Origin of the sequence: Streptomyces ficellus (genome assembly GCF_009739905.1) — a bacterium.
GTDB lineage: Bacteria > Actinomycetota > Actinomycetes > Streptomycetales > Streptomycetaceae > Streptomyces > Streptomyces ficellus_A.
The window spans coordinates 4,585,322-4,605,233 of sequence record NZ_CP034279.1 but is presented as its reverse complement, the minus strand read 5'-3'; the positions used below and the strand labels follow the sequence as shown (position 1 = coordinate 4,605,233).

Here is a 19,912-nt window from a genome sequence, read left to right as displayed (position 1 = left end):
TGACCGGTGACAGCAGTTGCCGGACTTGCCTGGATGGTTGCGAACGATGGAGCCCCTCACCGAGCATCGCGGCGTCAGCGGCCCGGTCGTCTATGGCTTCCTGAGGCTGGTGCGGGTCTCCGCCGCCCGCCAGGACGCCCTGCACGACGCTCTGGCTGAGTACTGCCGCCGGCACGAGCTCGCCCTGCACGGGGTCTTCACCGAACGGAGGGCGGGCACCGAGCGGTCGGCCGTGTTCACCGGCCTGCTGGACGCCCTGGACCTGCGCGGCACCTACGGCGTCGTCCTGCCCGCTCTCTCGCACCTGGGGCCGAAGACGATAGCCACCCCCCGGCAGGCCCGGGTCATCGCCTCCGGCGCCCGGCTGCTGCTGGTCCGCGGCCCCCGCACCCCCCGCCCGGCTCCCCTCGGCCCGGGGCCCCGTCCGAACGGGGCCGCCGCCGCAGTCCCGCCCCCGCCCTGGACCACGACACGTGAGGCCCCCATGCCTGTAGCGACTCAGACGTTCTTCGACCACCGGCCCGAATCGGTCAAAGCGGCACGTGACTTCACCACCAGGACGCTGAGGGACTGGGGCCTGGACGACACCGGCGACATCCGCCTGGTCGTCTCGGAACTCGCCACCAACGCGCTCTCCCACGGCAGCGAACGCCACCGCGGCTTCCTCGTCCGCCTGGAGGCCCAGACCGACGGCGTCCGCCTGGAAGTCCACGACAGCCGCGACGCTCTCCAGCCCCTGCCCGACCCCGCCGAACCGGACCCGGCGGCCGAGACCGGCCGAGGACTGGTGATCGCCGCCGCCCTCGCCGCCCGCTGGGGCGTCACCCCCCGCCAGCCGAGCGGGAAGATCGTCTGGTCTCACTTCCCCACCGCCTTGCCGGCCACCCCGGTCCAAGTCAGTCAGGAGGTCCGGACATGCTGACCCACACCGCCCCCACCACCGGCCCGGACACCGGGCTGCTGGCCTCGCTGGGCGCCTGGACCTGACCCGGCACCACCCCGGACGGACAGCAGGTCGCCCACCTCCTGCTGGCCCACCGGCTCGGCCGCACCAGCCACGACCCCCTCGACGCGATCGAGGCCCGCTTGCGGCACCTCGTCGAGACCCTCGGCGGTCTCGCCCGGGTCGAGCCCGCCACCCTCGGAACCCTGGTGACCGTCGGCTCCCACACCCTGCTGCGGTTCCCCGGCGCCCACTGGGGCCTGCAACTGCCCGCCCACCCGCAGTGGACCCGCCTCGTCCACGACCACGGGCGGGCCACCCTGATCCTCGGACCGGACCCGATCGCCCAGTCCGCCGACGCACCCCGCGTCGACGCCTATATCGACGCCGCCCTCGCCCGGGGCCGGCTGCTGTTCGGCTTCGCCTGCCGCACCTCCCGCACTGCCTGAACCACCCAGCCCCCCCATGCACCACCCAACTCACCTTCCGGAGAGGGAACTGCCATGGAAATCTTCGAGCGCGCCAGGCTGGACGCCTACTTCACCAAGATCGCCACCAACTTCGCCCCCGACGAGAAGATTGCGACCTTCCTCATCACCCACCTGCTGCCCGAGCGGCCCTCCTTCGTCCGCGCCGTCGCGGCGACGACCACCCTGAAGGCGGTACTGCCCAAGCCGAAGTCCATCGACGTCTCCGCCCGGCGCGAGGTCGAGCACACCACCGCCGTCGACACGCTGACCCGCGAACTGTTCACCGACCCCGACGCCGCCCTGGACTACCTCGAGTCCCGGGCCGCCGGGGAGACGACCTGCCTGCTGGACGTCGGCGGCTACTTCGCCCCCACCCTCGAGACGGTCCACAGCCGCTTCACCGGACGGCTCGCAGGGGTGATCGAGGACACCGAGAACGGCCACCGCCGCTACGAGGACCTCGACAAGCTGCCCTGCCCCGTCATCTCGGTCGCCCGGTCTCCGCTGAAGGATCCCGAGGACTTCCTCGTCGGCCAGTCCGTCGTCTTCTCCACCGAGGCCGTCATGCGCGGACGCGGCGACATCCTCCACGGCCGTCCTACCCTCGTGATCGGCTTCGGCAAGCTCGGCTCCTCCATCGCCCGGCTCCTGCACGCCAAGGGAATTCAGGTCACCGTCTTCGACATCGATCCCGTCCGCCGAACCCAGGCTCTCTCCCAGGGCTTCGCCGTCGCCCGCGACCGGGAGGCCGCCCTGACCGGCGCCGGCCTCGTCCTCTGCGCGACCGGAGCGGTCTCCCTGCGAGGCGAGGACTTCCCCCACCTCCGCAACGGCACCTACATCGCCACCGTCACCTCCAGCGAGGACGAGCTCGACCTCGCCGGCCTGCCCGACGTCTACACCCGCACGCAGGTCGGCGACCACGTCACCCGCTACCAGACCACCGGCCATTACTTCTATCTGGCGAACGGCGGCAACGCCGTCAACTTCATCCACGGCGCCAGCGTTGGGCCGTTCATCTTCCTGGTCCAGGCCGAGATCCTCGCCGCGATCAGGATGCTCACCCGCGAAGACCTCGTCCCCGGCATCCACGAGGTCCCCGCGGCCGACCGCGCCGCCATCGCGGCGAACTGGCTCAACTACTTCAACAGGTGATCACCATGGCCATCACGGCAGACCACATCCGCACCACGCTCGCCGACTACCTCGCCCAGCGCCCCGAGGCCAAGACCGAGCTCGGCGTCGTCCTCGGACTCCTGGACGACGGCGACGACCTCACCAGCCGCAAGACCTTGCCCGGTCATGTCACTGCAGGCGCGATCCTCGTCGACCCCGACAGCCGCATCCTGCACATTCTCCACAACGCCACCCAGAAGTGGCTGCTGCCTGGGGGGCACCTCGAGGCCTCTGACGGCACCCTTCTCCAGGCCGCCGGCCGTGAGCTCACCGAGGAGACCGGGATCCCGCCCCACGTGATCACCCCGCACAGCCAGACCCCCCTCCACATCGACATCCACCCCATCGACGCCAACCCCGCCAAGGACGAGTCCGCCCACCACCACTTCGACTTCCGGTACCTCTTCCGCACCACCGCCGACATCGGCGAACTCCAGACCGAAGAGGTCTCAGACGCCGTCTGGCGCGAGATCGACAACATCAGCGACGACGCCCTCCGCCAGCGGATTGCCCAGGTTCTGCGCTGACGCCCCCCACGGCGCGGGGACGGCCATCTCCACCATCAGGTCGTGTCGCGGCCCAGGCCCTGCGGTCCAGGCGAGCCCGATGGAACGCATGGGCAGGGCAACAGGGAAGTGCCGAGCCCGACCCACCGTCCCGCAGTCGGCGACGCACCGGGGTGGGGCCGTGCAGGGTCGCCCCCGCAGGGGCTGGCGGCTCTGGTTCGGCTCCCTCGCCCGTAACCCGAGGCCGCCGGCCCCGAGGAGGCGAGCCCGGAGGGGCCACGCCCCACACCCACCGGGGGTCACCGCACCCAAGGCACCGCCCCAGGGCGAACCGGGACAGGGCACCGCCCCGGCCCCGTTGTGCCCACCCGTCCCGCACTGCGGGACGATTGCCCACAACGGGGGGAGCCGGTCAGAGGTTGCCGCGCTTCTCCTGCTCGCGCTCGATCGCTTCGAAGAGCGCCTTGAAGTTGCCCTTGCCGAAGCCCATCGATCCGTGGCGCTCGATCATCTCGAAGAAGACGGTCGGGCGGTCCTGGACCGGCTTGGTGAAGATCTGGAGCAGGTAGCCGTCCTCGTCGCGGTCGACGAGGATCTTCAGCTCGCGCAGGGTCTCGACGGGCACCCGCGTCTCGCCGGCCCACTCGCCGAGGGTGTCGTAGTACGAGTCGGGGGTGTCGAGGAACTGGACACCGGCGGCCCGCATGGTGCGGACGGTGTGCACGATGTCGTTCGTGGCGAGCGCGATGTGCTGGACGCCGGCGCCGCCGTAGAACTCCAGGTACTCGTCGATCTGCGACTTCTTCTTCGCGATCGCGGGCTCGTTGATCGGGAACTTGACCTTGAGCGTGCCGTCGGCGACGACCTTGGACATCAGCGCGGAGTACTCGGTGGCGATGTCGTCGCCCACGAACTCCTTCATGTTGGTGAAGCCCATGACCTTGTTGTAGAAGGCCACCCAGTCGTTCATCTTCCCGAGCTCGACGTTGCCGACGCAGTGGTCGATGGCCTGGAAGGTGCGCTTGGCCGGCGGCTCGACGATCGGGTTGGCGGCGACGAAGCCGGGGAGGTAGGGGCCGTCGTAGCCGGAGCGGTCGACGAGGGTGTGGCGGGTCTTGCCGTAGGTGGCGATGGCGGCGAGGACGACGGTGCCGTGCTCGTCCTTGACCTCGTACGGCTCGGTGACGCCGGTCGCGCCCTGCTCGACGGCGTAGGCGTACGCCTTGCGGGCGTCGGGGACCTCGATGGCGAGGTCGACGACGCCGTCGCCGTGCTCGGCGACGTGCTCGGCGAGGAAGCGGCCCCAGTCGGTGGAGGGCTTGATGACGGACGTGAACACGAAGCGCGCGCCGCCGTTGGCCAGGACGTAACTGGCGGTCTCGCGGCTGCCGTTCTCCGGTCCGGAGTAGGCGACCAGCTTCATGCCGAAGGCGGTGGAGTAGTAGTGCGCGGCCTGCTTGGCGTTGCCGACGGCGAAGACGACCGCGTCCATTCCCTTCACCGGGAAGGGGTCGGCCTGCCGGGCGGTGTCGGGGGTGTGGGAGATGGTCTCAGTCATGGCGGCAGGTTCTCTCCGTTCCGCAAGGTGCGCAATAGTTGTGGCAGGCGCTGGGCAATCTGTACAGCAGGCGGGCAGAGTGACCGGGCGTTCTGTACATGATGACCATCGGGAGACGGCCATGGCGATCGATCATCTGGACGGCAGGCTCATCGCCCTGCTGGCGCGGGAGCCGCGCATAGGCGTGCTGGAGGCGTCGCGGCGGCTGGGCGTGGCGCGCGGCACGGTGCAGGCGCGGCTGGACCGGCTTCAGTCGAACGGAGTCATCCGGGGCTTCGGTCCGGAGGTGGACCCGGCGGCGCTGGGCTACCCGGTGACGGCGTTCGCGACGCTGGAGATCAAGCAGGGGCAAGGGCCCGATGTGCGGGAGCACTTGGCGGGTGTGCCGGAGGTGCTGGAGCTGCACACGACGACCGGGCACGGGGACATGCTGTGCCGGCTGGTCGCCCGGTCGAACGCGGATCTCCAGCGGGTGATCGACCGGGTTGTCGGTTTTGATGGCATCGTCCGCGCCTCCACGGCGATCGTCATGGAGAACCCGGTGCCGCTGCGGATCATCCCGCTGGTGGAGCAGGCCGCGCAGGAGTAGGCCGCGCGGGAGCAGGGCGTACGCAGCGAAGGGAGGACGGCCGTGAGCTTCTGGGAGTACGTGGCCAGCCGCCACCAGCAGCTGCTCACGGACGCGTACCAGCACGTCAGCGCCGTCTTCCAATGCATGGTGATCGCCACGGCGCTGGGCGTGCTGATCGCCCTGGTGTCGTACCGCAGCGGCTGGGCGGGGAACTTGGCGATCACGTCCACGGCCACGATCCTGACGATCCCCTCGCTGGCGCTGATCGGCCTGCTGATCCCGGTGGTGGGGCTCGGGGTGCCGCCCACGGTGATCGCGCTGGTGCTGTACGGGCTGCTGCCGATCGTGCGGAACGCGATCGTGGGGCTGCGGGGGGTGGACCCGGCGCTGGTGGACGCCGCGAAGGGCATCGGGATGTCCCCGGCGGCCCGGCTGGCGCGGGTGGAGCTGCCGCTGGCGTGGCCGCCGATCCTGACGGGGATCCGGGTGTCGACGCAGATGCTGATGGGCATCGCCGCGATCGCGGCGTACGCCTCGGGGCCGGGGCTGGGCAATGAGATCTTCCGGGGGATCGCCTCGCTGGGCAGTGCCAACGCGCTCAACCAGGTGCTGGCGGGGACGGTGGGGATCGTGATCCTGGCCCTGTTGTTCGACGCCGCGTACGTCCTGCTCGGGCGGCTGACGATTCCGAGGGGGATCCGTGGGCGCGAGCATTGAGCTGGAGAACCTGTCGAAGCGGTACCCGGGCAATCCGGCCCCGGCGGTGGACAACGTCTCCATGGAGATCCGGCCGGGCGAGACGGTGATCTTCGTGGGGCCGTCGGGCTGCGGCAAGTCGACGACCCTGAAGATGATCAACCGGTTGATCGAGCCGTCGTCGGGCCGGATCCGGATCAACGACGAGGACGTGACCCGCATGGATCCGGTGAAGCTGCGCCGGAAGGTGGGGTACGCGATCCAGTCGTCCGGGCTGTTCCCGCACATGACGGTCGCCGAGAACATCGCCCTCGTACCCAAGATGACGGGCTGGTCGAAGGCGAGGGTGCGCGACCGGGTCGAGGAGATGCTGGACCTGGTGGGTCTGGACCCGCGGGAGTTCCACGGGCGCTATCCGCGCCAGTTGTCGGGCGGGCAGCAGCAGCGGGTGGGCGTGGCGCGGGCGCTGGCGGCGGATCCGCCGGTGCTGCTGATGGACGAACCGTTCGGCGCGGTGGACCCCATCACGCGCGACCACCTCCAGGACGAGCTGATCCGGCTCCAGCACGAGCTGCACAAGACGATCGTGTTCGTCACCCATGACTTCGACGAGGCGATCAAGCTGGGCGACCGGATCGTGGTGCTGCGCGAGCGTTCGCACATCGCCCAGTTCGACACGCCGGAGGCGATCCTCACCAACCCGGCGGACGACTTCGTGTCGGGGTTCGTGGGGGCGGGGGCGGCGCTGAAGCGGCTGAACCTCACGCGCGTGCGGGACGTGGAGATCGCCGACTTCCCTACGGTGTCGGTGGACGACCCGCTCCAGACGATCTTCAACCGGTTGCGGGGCGGGCTGCACAACGAGCTGCTGATGCTGGACCGGCGCGGCCGGCCGTACAAGTGGCTGCGGCGCGGTGACCTGATGCGGGCCAAGGGGTCGCTCGCGCGGGCGGGCCAGTTGGTGCACGACACGGTCACGCGGGACGCGACGCTGCACGACGCGCTGGAGGCGGTACTCCTCGACTCGGCGGGACGGGTGGCGGTGACGGGCCGGCGCGGCGAGTACATCGGGGTCGTCGACATGGAGACGCTGATGAACTCGGTGCACGAGATGCTGGAGGCGGACCGGCTGGCGGCCGTCGAGCACCAGCACGACCTGGAGGAGACGCGCCACCACCAGACCGAGGTGGAGCTGGAGGGCGGCCGGTGAACCCCCGGGTGGAGGACTCCGAGGAGGACCGGCACCAGGAGGAGGACCGGCACCGGGACGACGACGTCCGGGAGAACGAACCCGCGGCCGGACGGGGCGCGTCCGGACGGGGCGCGTCCGGACGGGGCGCGTCCGGACGGGGCGGGGCCGGGCGGCGGCCGGGCGCGGCCGGCCGGCGCGTCCCGGTGCGGAAGCTGGTCGTCATGCCGGCGGTGCTGGCCGTGCTGCTGCTGGTGACGTACCTGTGGATCTCGAACGTCCACCTGGACGTGATCGCCGAGAACGCGCTGGCGGGCGGGAACGTCCAGTTGCGGCTGTGGCAGCACGTCAAGCTCACGGCGGTGTCCACGTTCTGGGTGCTGCTGATCGCGATCCCGCTGGGGATCGCGCTGACGCGGCACGGTCTGAGCCGGGGGGCGCCGGTCGCGACGGCGGTGGCGAACGTCGGCCAGGCGACCCCTGCGATCGGGCTGCTGGCGCTGCTGGTGATCTGGCTGGGCATCGGGCCGTCGACGGCGGTCACCGGCATGGTGATCTACGCGGTGCTGCCGGTGCTGTCCAACACGATGGCCGGTCTGCGGGCCATCGATCCGCAGCTGGTGGAGGCGGCGCGGGGCATCGGCATGTCGGCGGCGGGCCGGCTGCTGCGGGTGGAGCTGCCGCTGGCCGTGCCGCTGATCCTGGCGGGTGTGCGGACGGCGCTGGTGCTCAACGTGGGTACGGCGACGCTGGCGACGTTCGTCGGTGGCGGCGGTCTCGGCGACCTGATCACGACGGGCATCCAGACGCAGCGGATGGCGGTGCTGGTGCTGGGTTCGGTCCTGACGGTGGCGCTGGCGCTGCTGGTCGACTGGCTGGCGTCGCTGGCGGAGCTGGCGATGACGCCCCGCGGGCTGGAGGCCGGGTGAAGCGGAAGCGGTACGGGCGGGGGGCGCTGGTGCCGGTGCTGGCCCTGGTGGCGGCCGGGCTGTCGGGGTGCGGGCTGAAGAGCGGTTCGCCGATGGTGGACGACGTCCGGCCCGGCTCGGTCGGCAAGGGGCTGCCGCTCGCGGGCGCGTCGCTGACGATCACGTCGAAGAACTTCAGCGAGAACATCATCCTCGGCCAGATGATCGGGCTGATCTTCAAGGCGGCGGGCGCCGAGGTGCTGGACCGGACGAACCTGCCGGGCTCGATCAGCGGCCGGGAGGCGATCATCAAGGGCGACGCGGACGCGATCTACGAGTACACGGGTACGGCGTGGATCACCTACCAGGGCAACCAGAAGCCGATCGCCGACCCGCGCGGCCAGTGGGAGGCGGTCCGGGACGTGGACGTGCGCAACGGCGTGACCTGGCTGCCGCCGTCCACGCTGGACAACACGTACACGCTGGCCATCAACAAGCGGAACAACGCCAGGTACAAGCTGCGGACGCTGTCGGACGTGGCGGAGCTGTCGCGCCGCGACCCGTCGGCGGTGACGCTGTGCGTGGAGAACGAGTTCGCCTCCCGCGAGGACGGGCTGCCGGGCATGGAGAAGGCCTACGGCATGGACATCCCGGCGGGCAACATCCGCAAGATGGACGCCGGGATCATCTACACCCAGGTGGCGAAGTCGGGCTCGTGCCTGCTGGGCGAGGCGTACACGACGGACGGCCGGATCAAGGCGATGAACCTGGACACCATGGCCGACGACAAGCACTTCTTCCCCAACTACAACGCGGCGCCCGCCCTGCACACCCCGACCTTCCAGCGGTATCCGGTGATCGCGGAGCTGCTCGACCCGCTGAGCGCGCGCCTGAACACCGCGGTGGCGCAGGAGTTGAACGCGCGGGTGGACGTGGACGGGGAGGACCCGCACACGGTGGCGAAGGAGTGGCTGGTGGAGCAGGGGTTCATCAAGCTGCCCTGACACGTGGGCGGTTGACGCAAAGAACTCGATGCAAAGAAACCCTTGCAAGCATTCCTTTGCAACTCTACGCTGAGGGCATGCCCGAGCCCGAGAAGACCGAGCCCGAGAAGCACGCTCCCCCCGGACCGCCGTCGATCCGGCAGCTCGACCCCCGCTCCCTGCGCGGCCTCGCCCACCCCCTGCGCATCCGGCTGCTCAACGCCCTGCGCCACCACGGCCCGGCCACCGCCTCCCAACTGGGCGGGCGGCTGGGCGAGTCGAGCGGCGCCACCAGCTACCACCTGCGCCAGCTCGCCTCGTACGGCTTCGTCGAGGACGACCCGGAGCGGGGCAAGGGGCGGGAGCGCTGGTGGCGGGCCGTGCACCAGGGCACCGCCTGGGACGACTCGCTCTTCGACCAGGAGGACGCCGAGACGCGCGGCGCGGTCAACGTGTTCCTGCACGAGATCGCCACCCTCCACGGCCAGGAGCTGTCCACCTGGATCGGCACGATGCGCGACTGGCCGGCGGACTGGGCGAGGAGCGCCGACCTGAGCGACTTCACCCTGCGCCTCGGCCCCGCCCAACTGCGCGAGCTCGACGAGAAGCTGCACGCCCTGATCAACGGCTACCGCGACGTCGAGCCCGCCGAGGACGCCACCCAGGTACGGCTCCACCTGCACGCCTTCCCGCAGACCGACGACTGAAGGGACGACCGACCGCCATGCATCCCGACATACACCTGCGCCTGCACGCACTGCGCGCGAGCGACTTAAGGGACCGCGCTCCCCGGCGGCCCGCCGTCCGCGACCGCCGCCCGCTGCGCACCCGGCTGGGCTGGACGCTCGTCGAGCTCGGCCTGCGGCTGGTCGCCGCTCCCCCGGCCCCGCTCCGCACCGCCCGTATCGCGTGAGCGGGCGGCGGCGGGGGCCGCTCACGGCCGTGCTGGCGGCCAACGCGATATCCACCAGCGGCAGCTCACTGACCCTCATCGGCGTCCCGTGGTTCGCGCTCCAGACCACGGGAAGCCCCGGCAAGGCGGGACTCGTCGCCTTCTGCGCCACCCTGCCCGTGGTGGTGTCGGCGATCGTCGGCGGGCCGGTCATCGACCGGATCGGGCGGCGGCGCGTCAGCGTCGCCTCGGACCTGGTCTGCGCGCTCGCGATGGCCGCGATCCCGCTCCTGCACCACGCGGGGCGGCTGGAATTCTGGGGGCTGTGCGCGCTGATGGGCGTGGCCGGACTGTGCCACGCACCCGGCCAGACCGCCCGCCACGTCCTCGTGCCGGACCTCGCCGAGCGGGCCGGGACCACCCTCGCGCGGGCGGCGAGCCTGTTCGACGCGGTGTCGCGCGGGGCGCGGATGGCGGGGGCGGCCCTCGCGGGCGTGCTGATCGCGCTGGTCGGTGCGGAGACGGTCCTGCTGCTGGACGCGGCGACGTTCGGGCTCTCCGCGCTGCTGGTCCTCGGCGGCGTACGCGGCGTGAAGGCCGCCGAGCCGCAACGCTCCGCCGTGCCCGTCTCGCCGGCGCGGTACCGGGCGGAGCTGCGCGAGGGGTACGCCTTCGTGCTGGGCTCCCGGCTGCTGCTGGGCATCACGCTGATGGTGATGGTCACCAACGGCCTGAGCCAGGGCTGGAGCGCGGTGCTCCTGCCGGTGCACGCCCAGCGGAACCTGGGCGGCGCGGCGGCGATCGGCCTGGTCTCGGCCGTGTGGGGCGGATGCGCGCTGCTGGGCGCCCTGCTCTACGCGGCGCTGGGGGACCGCTGCCGGCGGCGGACGGTGTTCACGGTCGCGTTCCTGTTGAGCGGGGCTCCGCCGTTCCTCACGGCGGCGACGACGGAGAGCGTGTGGCCGCTGGTGGTGACCGCGGCGGTCGGCGGACTGGGCTCCGGGACGCTCAACCCGATCCTGACGACGGTCCTGTACGAACGGATCCCCGACGCGCTGCGCAGCCGGGTGGCGGGGGTGACGACGGCGGGGGCGCTGCTGGCGATGCCGCTAGGCGGGGTGGGCGCGGGCTTCCTGGTGGAGCGGGCCGGGCTGGTGCCGACGCTGCTGGCGGTCGGCGGCCTCTACTTCCTGACGACGCTCACGCCCGCGCTGTTCCCCAGCTGGCGGGAGATGGACGGTCCGGCGCCCGGGCTCAGCAGCTCGGGACCTTCTTCCCCTGTTCCAGAGCGCGCAGCGACGACACCGCGTCCTTGAGGGTGGTGACGGGGACGAGCCGCAGGCCCGCCGGCTTCTCGGCCTCGGCGTCCGCGCACTCGTCCTTCGGTACGAGGAAGACGGTGGCGCCGTCGCGGTGGGCGGCCTGTGTCTTGAGGGACACCCCGCCCACGGCCCCGACCGTGCCGTCCGCGGCGACGGTCCCGGTGCCGCCGATGGTCCGGCCGCCGGTGAGGTCACCGCCCCTGCCGTCGCCCTGGACCTTGTCGATGATCCCGAGCGCGAAGAACAGCCCGGCGCTGGGGCCGCCGATGTCGGCGAGCTGGAGGTCGACCTTCACCTGCTCCGGGCTCTTGCCCAGGTAGTCGAGCGCGGCCTGTACGGCGCTGTTCTGCGACTCGCGCATCTGGCCGATGTTGCGCTCGGTGATCTCGGCGTCGGACTTGCCGGCCGGGTAGACCGAGTCGTGCGGCAGGACGGCCCGGTCGCCGCGGAACCAGTTGTCGACGACGTCCCCGAGGTCGACGGGGGTGCGGGGGCCGGTGGCCACGATGGTGGTCATGCGCAGCTCGCCCGTGGTCGCGCGGACGGGCACGCCGGAGACGGTGATCACCTGCTTGCCCTTGTGCTCCCCCAGGACGTCACTGGTCGAGCCCGGCTGCGCGAGGGTGAACGGCAGCGGCGCCAGCCCGGCGACGGCGAGCAGCGCGACGACGGGAAGGGCGCACAGGGCGAGAGCGCGGGGGCGCGAGAGCGTGGAGAGCACGGTGCCAATCTATCGGCAGCCCGCCCGCGCCCCGGCGCGGGGCGTTCGGCCGCGGCGTCAGCGCAGGGCGTCCGCGACCTCGCGGGCGGCGTCGACGACGCGGGGCCCGACCCGCTCCGGTACGGCGTCGGCGAGCATGACCACGCCGACGCTGCCCTCGACGCCGGTCACCCCGACCAGCGGGGCCGCCGCGCCGCTCGCGCCGGCCTCCAGTTCGCCGTGGGTGAGCGTGTAGCCGGGGTCGCCGAGGGCGCCCTGGCGGGCGGCGAGTATCGCGCGGCCGGCCGCGCCGCGGTCCAGCGGGTGGCGGAACCCGGCCCGGTAGGCCACGTGGTAGTCGGTCCAGGTCGGTTCGACGACGGCGACGGCGAGCGCCTCCGCCCCGTCGACCAGGGTGAGGTGGGCGGTGGCCCCGATGTCCTCGGCCAGCGAGCGCAGCGCGGGCAGCGCGGCCTCGCGCACCAGCGGGTGCACCTGGCGGCCCAGGCGCAGGACGCCGAGGCCGACGCGGGCGCGGCCGCCGAGGTCACGGCGTACCAGGGCGTGCTGTTCCAGGGTGGCGAGCAGACGGTAGACGACGGTGCGGTTGACGCCGAGTTTGTTGGACAACTCGGTGACGGTCAGCCCGTGGTCGGTGTCGGCGAGCAGCTTGAGGACGCGCAGTCCTCGGTCGAGCGTCTGGGAAGTCTCCGCGGTCACGACGCCCTCTCCTTCGGAGTGAGTGACGGCGGACACTCTCAAAGGCGGACGCGCCACCGGTCCCTTCGGCGACGCACGGAGAGGCCGCCGGCAGGCCATGGCACACCGGCTGCGCTCCGCGGCGGCGCTGCCACGGGGCGTTGCATTGCGATGGCCGGGACAGTAGCGAGGGACTCCGCTCAGCGGAAGCCCTCGTCCAGAATCCGGTCGCAGGCATGTGCGAAAGGGAATTTTCGCCCCGGTATGCGCGTCGTGCGACACGCGTCGGCCTCAGCGCATGCGGGTGGCCCACTCCTGGACCTTCTTGATCCGCTCGCGGATCTGGCCGGCCGTCGCCTCGGCGCTCGGCGGCCCGCCGCACACCCGGCGCAGCTCGGTGTGGATGACGCCGTGCGGCTTGCCGCTCTGGTGGACGTAGGCGCTCACCATCGTGTTGAGCTGCTTGCGCAGTTCGAGCAGTTCCTTGTGGGAAACGACGGGACGCCGCTCGGCCGGCAGTTCCAGCAGGTCGGCCTCCTCGGCCGGCTTCTGCTTGCTGTGCGCGATCTGCCGGGCCTGCCGCTTGCGCAGCAGCAGCTGCACCTGGTCGGGCTCCAGGAGGCCGGGGATGCCGAGGTAGTCCTGCTCCTCCGCGCTGCCGGGGTGGGCCTGCATGCCGAACTCGGCGCCGTCGTACAGGACGCGGTCGAAGACGGCGTCGGACTCCAGCGCCTCGAAGGGCAGCATGTCCTGTTCGCCGGTGTCCTCGTCCTCCTGCTTGTTGGCCTCGTCCATCTCCTTCTCGGACTCGGCGTAGGGGTCCTCCTCCCCCTCCTTCTTCGGCTTGTCGAGGGCGTGGTCGCGCTCGACCTCCATCTCGTTGGCGAAGGTCAGCAGGTTGGGGATGGTGGGAAGGAACACGGACGCGGTCTCGCCGCGCCTGCGCGAACGGACGAAACGGCCCACCGCCTGGGCGAAGAAAAGGGGCGTCGAGATCGTCGTCGCGTACACCCCGACGGCGAGGCGCGGCACGTCGACGCCTTCGGACACCATGCGGACGGCGACCATCCAGCGGTCGTCGCCCTCGCTGAACTCGTCGATGCGCTTCGAGGCGCCCGCGTCGTCGGAGAGGACGACGGTCGCCTTCGTCCCGGTGATCTCGCGGATGAGCTTGGCGTACGCGCGTGCGGAGTCCTGGTCGGAGGCGATGACGAGGCCGCCCGCGTCCGGGATGCCCTTGCGGACCTCGGTGAGGCGCTGGTCGGCGGCGCGCAGCACGTTCGGCATCCAGTCGCCGCGCGGGTCGAGGGCGGTGCGCCAGGCCTGGGAGACGGCGTCCTTGGTCATCGGTTCGCCGAGCCGGGCGGCGACCTCGTCGCCGGCCTTGGTGCGCCAGCGCATGTTGCCGCTGTAGCTGAGGAAGATCACCGGGCGGACGACCCCGTCGGTGAGGGCGTTGCCGTATCCGTACGTGTAGTCGGCGGACGAGCGCCGGATGCCGTCGTTGCCCTCCTCGTACGTGACGAAGGGGATGGGGTTGGTGTCGGACCGGAACGGCGTACCGGTGAGCGCGAGCCGCCGCGTGGCGGGCTCGAACGCCTCCAGGCACGCCTCGCCCCACGACTTGGAGTCACCGGCGTGGTGGATCTCGTCGAGGATGACGAGCGTCTTGCGCTGCTCGCTGCGGTTGCGGTGCAGCATCGGCCGTACGCCGACGCCGGCGTAGGTGACCGCGACGCCGTGGTACTCCTTGCTCAGCGGCCCGGCGCTGTAGTCCGGGTCCAGCTTGATCCCTATCCGCGCGGCGGCCGCGGCCCACTGCTTCTTCAGGTGCTCGGTCGGCGCGACGACGGTGACCTGCTGCACGACGTGGTGGTGCAGCAGCCAGGACGCGAGGGTGAGCGCGAAGGTCGTCTTGCCGGCGCCGGGCGTCGCGACCGCGAGGAAGTCCCGCGGCTGCTCCTGCACGTACCGGTCCATCGCGGCCTGCTGCCAGGCGCGCAGCTTGTTCGCGGTACCCCAGGGGGCACGGCCGGGGAAGGCGGGTGAGAGGTGATGGGAGGCGGTAGTAGTCACGGTCTCCGCTTCGGTCTCTCGGCTGTTACGTACGACAACCGGGCCACCCTACCGGTGCCCCGCCCCCACCCCCGCCGGGACGACGCCGTGACCTCGCGGAGTGCGACAGGGGTCACACCAGCAGCTCGCGCAACCCTTGGGCGATGACCTTCACCTCGTCCGCCTCACCCGTGGCGACGGCGATCACCAGCCGCTCGGCGGTGTCGATGTCCGGTCGCAACGAGACGCCGTTCATGGCCAGGAAGGTCACACAGGACAGCCAGGCCGTGCGCTTGTTCCCGTCCACGAACGGATGATTGACCGCCAGCGACTGAAGCAGCGCCGCCGCCTTGTCGAGCAGATCGGGGTACGCCTCCTCTCCGAACATCGCTGCCGACGGACGGTGAACGGCCGATTCGAGCAGGCCGGCGTCCCGGAGGACGACGACCTGATCGTCGACCGCGTACTCGGCGACGGCCAGCACGTCCTCGGACGCCAGGTAGAGGAAGGTCACTTGAGCCGCTCCATGAGTTCGTGCCACTTGGCGGCCTGTTCCCTGGCGGTCTTGCGCACCAGGGCTTCCTGAGCGGTGCGCGACAGGTAGTCGTCGACCGCCCGGAGGACTATGGCGTGCATGCTGAGGCCCTCCTCCTCGGCGCGCTGCTTCAGGGCATCGGTCTGGTCGTCGCGGAGACGCAGGTTCATGGCCATACCAGAATGGTACTACTTTGATGGGGTCAAAGTAGTACCACCGGGTCGTCGCCGCCGCATGGGCGCCGCGCGAGGGGTCCTACGGCGCCGCGACCGCCGCCTGGGGGCGGATGGGGAGGCGGTTGACGGGGCGGCCGGTGGCGGAGCGGACGGCGGAGGCGACCGCGGCCGGGGAGGTGACCACCGGGACGGCGCTCGCGGCCTTGGCGCCGAAGGGGGCGACCACGTCGCGTTCCTCGACCAGCTTGACGATGCGGATGTCCGGCGCGTCCAGCGAGGTGGGGAGCGCGTAGCCGGTGAGGTCGGGGTGGCGGACCAGGCCGCGGGCGGTGCGGAGGTTCTCGGTGAGGGCCGCGCCGACGCCCTGGGTGACGCCCGCCTCGATGCGGGTGGCGAGCTGGGCGGGGTTCAGGACGCGCCCGACGTCCTGTGCCACGGCCATCTCCACGACGCGGACCGATCCGAGTTCGATGTCGACGTCGACGACCGCGCGGATGGCGCAGAAGGCGAGGCCGACGAACGCGTCGCCCTGGCCCGCCTCGTCGAGGGGCTCGGTGGGGTGGGGGCGGCACTGGGCGGTCGCCCAGAGTTCCTTGCCCTCCAGGGCCTCCATGACGGTGGTGGACAGCACCCCGTCGTACGACGTGATCTTGCCGTCGGTGATCTGGAGCAGCTCGGTGGACATGCCGAACTTGTGCGCCAGCGGCTGGAGGAGCTGGGTGCGCACCATCTTCGCCGCGCGTTCCACCGCCCCGCCCGACACCCAGGTGTGCCGGCCGTGGGTCGCCGGGCCGGCCGGGGGCTGGTCGGTGTCGACGGAGGCGACGTGGACCTCGTCGATGCCCAGGGTGTCCTGGACGATCTGGCGGGCCAGGGTGGAGAAGCCCTGGCCGGTCTCGACGGCCGCGCAGATGACGGTGGCGATGCCGTCGTGGACCTTGACGGTGGCCGTGGAGACCTCGTCGGTGCCCTCCGCCCCCAGCATGTGGACCATGCCCAGCGCGTACCCCACGCCCCGGCGTACGGCGCCGGGCTCGCCCGCGCCCTCCGGGCCGCCGGGGAGCAGCCAGTCGTCCTCCGGGGCGTCCTTGGGCAGGGCGGGGAGGGGGAAGTCGCGGACGGCCTGGAGGAGTTCCGCGACGGGCGCCGGGCAGGTGACCGTCTGACCGGTGGGCAGGATGTCGCCGGTGGCGAGCGCGTTGCGCAGGCGCAGCTCGGCGGGGTCGACGCCCAGCCGCGCGGCGAGCTTGTCCATCTGGGCCTCGTAGGCGGCGCAGACCTGCATGGCGCCCTCGCCGCGGACGTGCCCCGAGGGCGGGTTGTTGGTGCGTACCGCCCAGCCCTCGACGAACGCGTGCGGGACGACGTACGGGCCGCAGGCGAAGGCGACGGCGGCGGCGAGCGACTCGGAGGACGCCTCGGCGTAGGCGCCGGCGTCCAGCAGGATCTGCGCCTCGACCTTGACCAGGCGGCCCTCCGCGTCCGCGTGGTGGCGGTAGCGCAGGAGGGTGGGGTGGCGGTGCGGGTGGCCGAGGAAGGACTCCTCGCGGGTGGCGGCCAGTTTGACGGGGCAGCCGGTGCGCAGGGCGAGGAGGCCGAGCGGGATCTGGAAGCCGGGGTCCTCGCGGTCGCCGGTGGCGCCGGGGACACCGGTGACGACGACCTTGACCTGTTCGGGGCTGAGCCCGAAGCACGCGGCGGCCAGGTCGCGGTCGGTGTGCGGGTCGGTGGAGGCGGTGTAGATGTCGACGCCGCCGTCCGGGCGGGGCACGGCGAGCCCGGCCTCGGCGCCGATCGGCGCGGGGTCCTGCCGGCCGATGCGGTAGAGGCCCTCCACGACGACCTCGCCGGCCGCGTCGGGGTCGCCGTAGCGCAGCGGGATGTGGCGGATCAGGTTGCCGTCCGGGTGGAGCGGCGGGGCGGCGAAGGCCTTCTCGGGGTCGGTGACGGGGTCGAGGAGTTCGTACTCGACGGCGATGGCGGCGGCGGCCAGGCGGGCGGTGTCCGGGTGGTCGGCCGCGACCGCGGCGATGGCCTCGCCGTGGTGGCGCACGAGGTCGGAGGCGAAGACGGGACGGTCGGCGACCGTGCGGCCGTACGTCGCCTCGCCGGGCACGTCCGCGTGGGTCACCACGACCCGCACGCCGGGCATCTCGGCCGCGGCCGTGGTGTCGATCGAGAGCACGCGCGCGTGCGCGTGTGGGGAGCGCAGGACGGCCGCCCACAGCAGGCCCTCGGCCCACAGGTCGGAGGCGTACGGGAAGGTGCCCTCCGTCTTGGCGCGGGCGTCGGCGGGCGGGAGGGACGCGCCGAGCCCGTGGACCGGCTGCTCCTGCGCGGGCCCTTGGGGGCCGTCGACCGCCGGGATGGCGGTGGCCGCGTCGTTGCTCACGCCATGCCTCCGTCGTGCGGGTGGGGGATCTGGTGCGGGATGCGGGCCTGTCCTGTGCCGTCGGTCCCGTCGGCGCGCCCGGCCGCGCCCGCGGCCTCGGCGGCCTCCGCGGCGGCGGCCGCCGAGGCGGCGCGTTCGGCGACGACCTCGCGGACGGCGTCGAGGACGCCGCGGTAGCCGGTGCAGCGGCAGAGGTTGCCGCAGAGTGCCTGGCGGGTCTCCAGCTCGCTCGGGGCGTGGTTGCCCTCGAGGAGGTCGTGGACCGTCATGGCCATGCCGGGGATGCAGAAGCCGCACTGGACGGCTCCGCAGGCGGCGAGGGCGCGCTGGACGTCGGAGGGTTCGCCGTCGGTGGCCAGCCCCTCGACCGTCCGCACCTCGCTGCCGGCCGCGGTGGCCGCGGGCACCAGGCAGGAGGCGACGAGCCGGCCGTCGACCTGGACGTTGCACGCCCCGCACTCGCCCTGCGAGCAGCCGTCCTTGGCGCCGGCGAGGCCGAGCCGCTCGCGCAGCACGTACAGCAGGGACTCGCCGATCCACGCGTCGGTGACGGGCCGGTCGGTGCCGTTGACGCGCAGCACGTACGAGATGTGCGGGTGCTCGTCGCTGTCCGTGACGTGCGTGGGCTGCGCGGCGGCGTCCGGAGCGGGCGCGTCGGGAACGGGGGCGTCCGGAGCGGGCGCGTCGGGAGCGGGCGCGTCCTGGGGGCCTTCGGGGGCGGGGCCCTGGAAGGCGGGGTCGTGGGCGGGGGCCTCCGGCTCCGGGGCCTCGTCCGGCTCCGGGGCGGCGGGCTGCGGCTGCGGCGTCGCCCAGGGCGCGGGGGCGCCGCCCGGGAGGGTGGCGGGCGGGTTGCCGCTCGTCCACTGCGAGGCGAGCGACGACGTGGTGAACTCGCCCGATTCGTCCGGGAGATCCCCCTGGGCGACCGGAATCGTCCACTGTCCGGTCAGCTCCGAGGGCGCGGGCGCCGCCGCCTGGAAGGTCCACTGCGCCGTGGCGTTCGGGTCGTGCGCCGCCCAGGCCTCCGGCGGCACGTAGCCGTGGCCGGGGGCCTCCAGCGGGGCACCGGTCGTCGACATGTCGGGCGGCAGCTGGACGAAGGCGGTGGCGTCGCTGTCGTACTCGCCCTGGGGCGTCGGCTGCCAGCCGCCGCCCCGCTCCTGCCCGTTGCCGTTCTCGTCGGTGGTCACGACAGCGCCCTCCCCAGTGCCCGTCGGGCCAGCGCGGCGACCGTGCGCCGCAGGTGCAGTACGGCGGGCGGCAGCGGCTCCTCGCCCGGCGGGTCCGGGATGCAGGCGGCCGCGACGTACTCGCCGAACGCCGTCAGCGCCTCGGGCGCCAGCCCGCGGTCGCCGTCCCAGTCGATCAGCGAGGCGATCCAGCGCTCCGCCTCCAGCGGCCGCAGCGGCATGGGGGCGATCGCCCCGACCGCGCAGCGCACGCCGCGCCGCGCCGGGTCCAGGACGACCGCGACGGACGCGGTGGCCCGCCCGGGGCCGGTCCGGCCGGTGGCCTTCAGGAACACCTGCGGGGCGTGCAGGAGCGGTACGCGCACGAAGCCGATCAGTTCGGCGGGGCCGAGCAGTTCGCGGCCCGCCAGCAGGTGCGTCACCGGGACCTCGCGCGTCCCGCCGGGGCCCGCGACGACCAGGTCCGCCTCCAGGGCGGCCAGCACGGGCAGGGAGTCGCCGGTGGGGGCGGCGGTGACGATGTTGCCGCCCAGGGTGCCCGCGTTGCGGATCTGGGGCGGGCCGGCCGCGCGGGCGGCGGCGGCGAGGGCGGGGATGAGCGCCGCGAAGTCGGGGCGGCCCATGCGCGCGTGGGTGAGGCCGGCGCCCAGCAGGGCGTGGCCGTCCTGGTACTGCCAGCCCCGGATCTCGTTGATGCGGCCGAGGCCGACGAGCCCGGCGGGTCGCAACTGGCCCTTGTTGACGGCGGCCATCAAGTCCGTACCGCCCGCCACGGGCACGGCGGCGGGCATGGCGCTGAGCGCCGCCACTGCCTCGCCGAGCGTGGCCGGCAGCGTCACGGACTGCGCCGCCTGCGGTGCGTGCGTGGTCAACCCAGCTGCCCCTTCCCGGTCTCCCGGCTGTCCCGGCTGTCCCGCCTGTGTTGCCGTACCGTACGTGCTCACAGCCCCG

The 19,912-nt window shown here is 72.5% G+C and carries 20 protein-coding genes; 11 read left to right on the top strand and 9 right to left on the bottom strand.

Features of this window, described 5'->3' with window-relative positions; translation table 11 throughout:
- Positions 1-46 precede the first annotated feature (46 nt).
- From EIZ62_RS32850 to EIZ62_RS20575, 4 genes are all read left to right on the top strand, one after another.
- Complete coding sequence (locus EIZ62_RS32850; RefSeq protein WP_341873962.1) at positions 47-922, top strand: ATP-binding protein; 876 nt, start codon at positions 47-49, stop codon at positions 920-922.
- 164 nt (positions 923-1,086) lie between these two features.
- Positions 1,087-1,392, top strand: a complete 306-nt coding sequence (locus EIZ62_RS20585) for a hypothetical protein (RefSeq protein ID WP_156694108.1) — start codon at positions 1,087-1,089, stop codon at positions 1,390-1,392.
- Positions 1,393-1,446: 54 nt separating this feature from the next.
- Complete coding sequence (locus tag EIZ62_RS20580; protein WP_156694107.1) at positions 1,447-2,568, top strand: adenosylhomocysteinase; 1,122 nt, start codon at positions 1,447-1,449, stop codon at positions 2,566-2,568.
- Between the two features lie 5 nt (positions 2,569-2,573).
- Positions 2,574-3,116: an NUDIX hydrolase gene (locus tag EIZ62_RS20575; RefSeq protein ID WP_156694106.1), complete on the top strand. Its 543-nt coding sequence runs from the start codon at positions 2,574-2,576 to the stop codon at positions 3,114-3,116.
- A gap of 391 nt (positions 3,117-3,507) precedes the next feature.
- Here the strand turns inward: EIZ62_RS20575 and hppD are convergent, their stop codons facing one another.
- Positions 3,508-4,653: a 4-hydroxyphenylpyruvate dioxygenase gene (hppD, locus tag EIZ62_RS20570; RefSeq protein ID WP_156694105.1), complete on the bottom strand. Its 1,146-nt coding sequence runs from the start codon at positions 4,651-4,653 to the stop codon at positions 3,508-3,510.
- A 121-nt stretch (positions 4,654-4,774) separates the two neighbouring features.
- Between hppD and EIZ62_RS20565 the strand changes: the two genes are divergently transcribed.
- The 7 genes from EIZ62_RS20565 to EIZ62_RS20535 all read left to right on the top strand — a co-directional run bounded on the left by EIZ62_RS20565 (position 4,775) and on the right by EIZ62_RS20535 (position 11,208).
- Entirely contained in the window at positions 4,775-5,242 is a 468-nt protein-coding gene (locus EIZ62_RS20565; protein WP_156694104.1) for an Lrp/AsnC family transcriptional regulator, read from the top strand.
- A 42-nt stretch (positions 5,243-5,284) separates the two neighbouring features.
- Positions 5,285-5,941, top strand: a complete 657-nt coding sequence (locus tag EIZ62_RS20560; RefSeq protein ID WP_156694103.1) for an ABC transporter permease — start codon at positions 5,285-5,287, stop codon at positions 5,939-5,941.
- Positions 5,925-7,130 (top strand): betaine/proline/choline family ABC transporter ATP-binding protein, encoded by a 1,206-nt coding sequence (locus EIZ62_RS20555; RefSeq protein WP_156694102.1) that lies wholly within the window; start codon positions 5,925-5,927, stop codon positions 7,128-7,130. The genes EIZ62_RS20560 and EIZ62_RS20555 overlap by 17 nt, the downstream gene beginning before the upstream one ends.
- Positions 7,127-8,038: an ABC transporter permease gene (locus EIZ62_RS20550; protein WP_244375848.1), complete on the top strand. Its 912-nt coding sequence runs from the start codon at positions 7,127-7,129 to the stop codon at positions 8,036-8,038. The genes EIZ62_RS20555 and EIZ62_RS20550 overlap by 4 nt, the downstream gene beginning before the upstream one ends.
- Before the next feature lie 92 nt (positions 8,039-8,130).
- Positions 8,131-9,021, top strand: a complete 891-nt coding sequence (locus EIZ62_RS20545; RefSeq protein ID WP_156696517.1) for a glycine betaine ABC transporter substrate-binding protein — start codon at positions 8,131-8,133, stop codon at positions 9,019-9,021.
- Positions 9,022-9,098: 77 nt separating this feature from the next.
- On the top strand, positions 9,099-9,707 hold the full coding sequence (locus EIZ62_RS20540) for a winged helix-turn-helix domain-containing protein (RefSeq protein WP_156694101.1): 609 nt from the start codon (positions 9,099-9,101) through the stop codon (positions 9,705-9,707).
- 235 nt (positions 9,708-9,942) lie between these two features.
- Complete coding sequence (locus EIZ62_RS20535) at positions 9,943-11,208, top strand: MFS transporter (protein ID WP_244375846.1); 1,266 nt, start codon at positions 9,943-9,945, stop codon at positions 11,206-11,208.
- Here the strand turns inward: EIZ62_RS20535 and EIZ62_RS20530 are convergent.
- The 8 genes from EIZ62_RS20530 to EIZ62_RS20495 all read right to left on the bottom strand — a co-directional run bounded on the left by EIZ62_RS20530 (position 11,147) and on the right by EIZ62_RS20495 (position 19,833).
- Complete coding sequence (locus EIZ62_RS20530; protein ID WP_156694099.1) at positions 11,147-11,935, bottom strand: S16 family serine protease; 789 nt, start codon at positions 11,933-11,935, stop codon at positions 11,147-11,149. The genes EIZ62_RS20535 and EIZ62_RS20530 overlap by 62 nt on opposite strands.
- Positions 11,936-11,992: 57 nt before the next feature.
- On the bottom strand, positions 11,993-12,634 hold the full coding sequence (locus EIZ62_RS20525; protein WP_156694098.1) for an IclR family transcriptional regulator: 642 nt from the start codon (positions 12,632-12,634) through the stop codon (positions 11,993-11,995).
- A 270-nt stretch (positions 12,635-12,904) separates the two neighbouring features.
- Positions 12,905-14,689: a DEAD/DEAH box helicase gene (locus tag EIZ62_RS20520; RefSeq protein ID WP_156694097.1), complete on the bottom strand. Its 1,785-nt coding sequence runs from the start codon at positions 14,687-14,689 to the stop codon at positions 12,905-12,907.
- 112 nt (positions 14,690-14,801) lie between these two features.
- Complete coding sequence (locus EIZ62_RS20515) at positions 14,802-15,182, bottom strand: type II toxin-antitoxin system death-on-curing family toxin (RefSeq protein ID WP_156694096.1); 381 nt, start codon at positions 15,180-15,182, stop codon at positions 14,802-14,804.
- Positions 15,179-15,379, bottom strand: a complete 201-nt coding sequence (locus tag EIZ62_RS20510; protein ID WP_156694095.1) for a ribbon-helix-helix protein, CopG family — start codon at positions 15,377-15,379, stop codon at positions 15,179-15,181. Before EIZ62_RS20510 ends, EIZ62_RS20515 begins: the two co-directional genes overlap by 4 nt.
- A 79-nt stretch (positions 15,380-15,458) precedes the next feature.
- Positions 15,459-17,771: a xanthine dehydrogenase family protein molybdopterin-binding subunit gene (locus tag EIZ62_RS20505; protein ID WP_156694094.1), complete on the bottom strand. Its 2,313-nt coding sequence runs from the start codon at positions 17,769-17,771 to the stop codon at positions 15,459-15,461.
- The gene (locus EIZ62_RS20500) at positions 17,768-18,961 is read right to left on the bottom strand and encodes a (2Fe-2S)-binding protein (protein ID WP_156694093.1); all 1,194 of its coding nucleotides are present in this window, start codon (positions 18,959-18,961) and stop codon (positions 17,768-17,770) included. Before EIZ62_RS20500 ends, EIZ62_RS20505 begins: the two co-directional genes overlap by 4 nt.
- Positions 18,958-19,833 carry an FAD binding domain-containing protein gene (locus EIZ62_RS20495; protein WP_156694092.1) on the bottom strand — a complete coding sequence of 292 codons (876 nt, stop codon included), beginning with the start codon at positions 19,831-19,833 and terminating at the stop codon, positions 18,958-18,960. Before EIZ62_RS20495 ends, EIZ62_RS20500 begins: the two co-directional genes overlap by 4 nt.
- Positions 19,834-19,912: the final 79 nt, after the last annotated feature.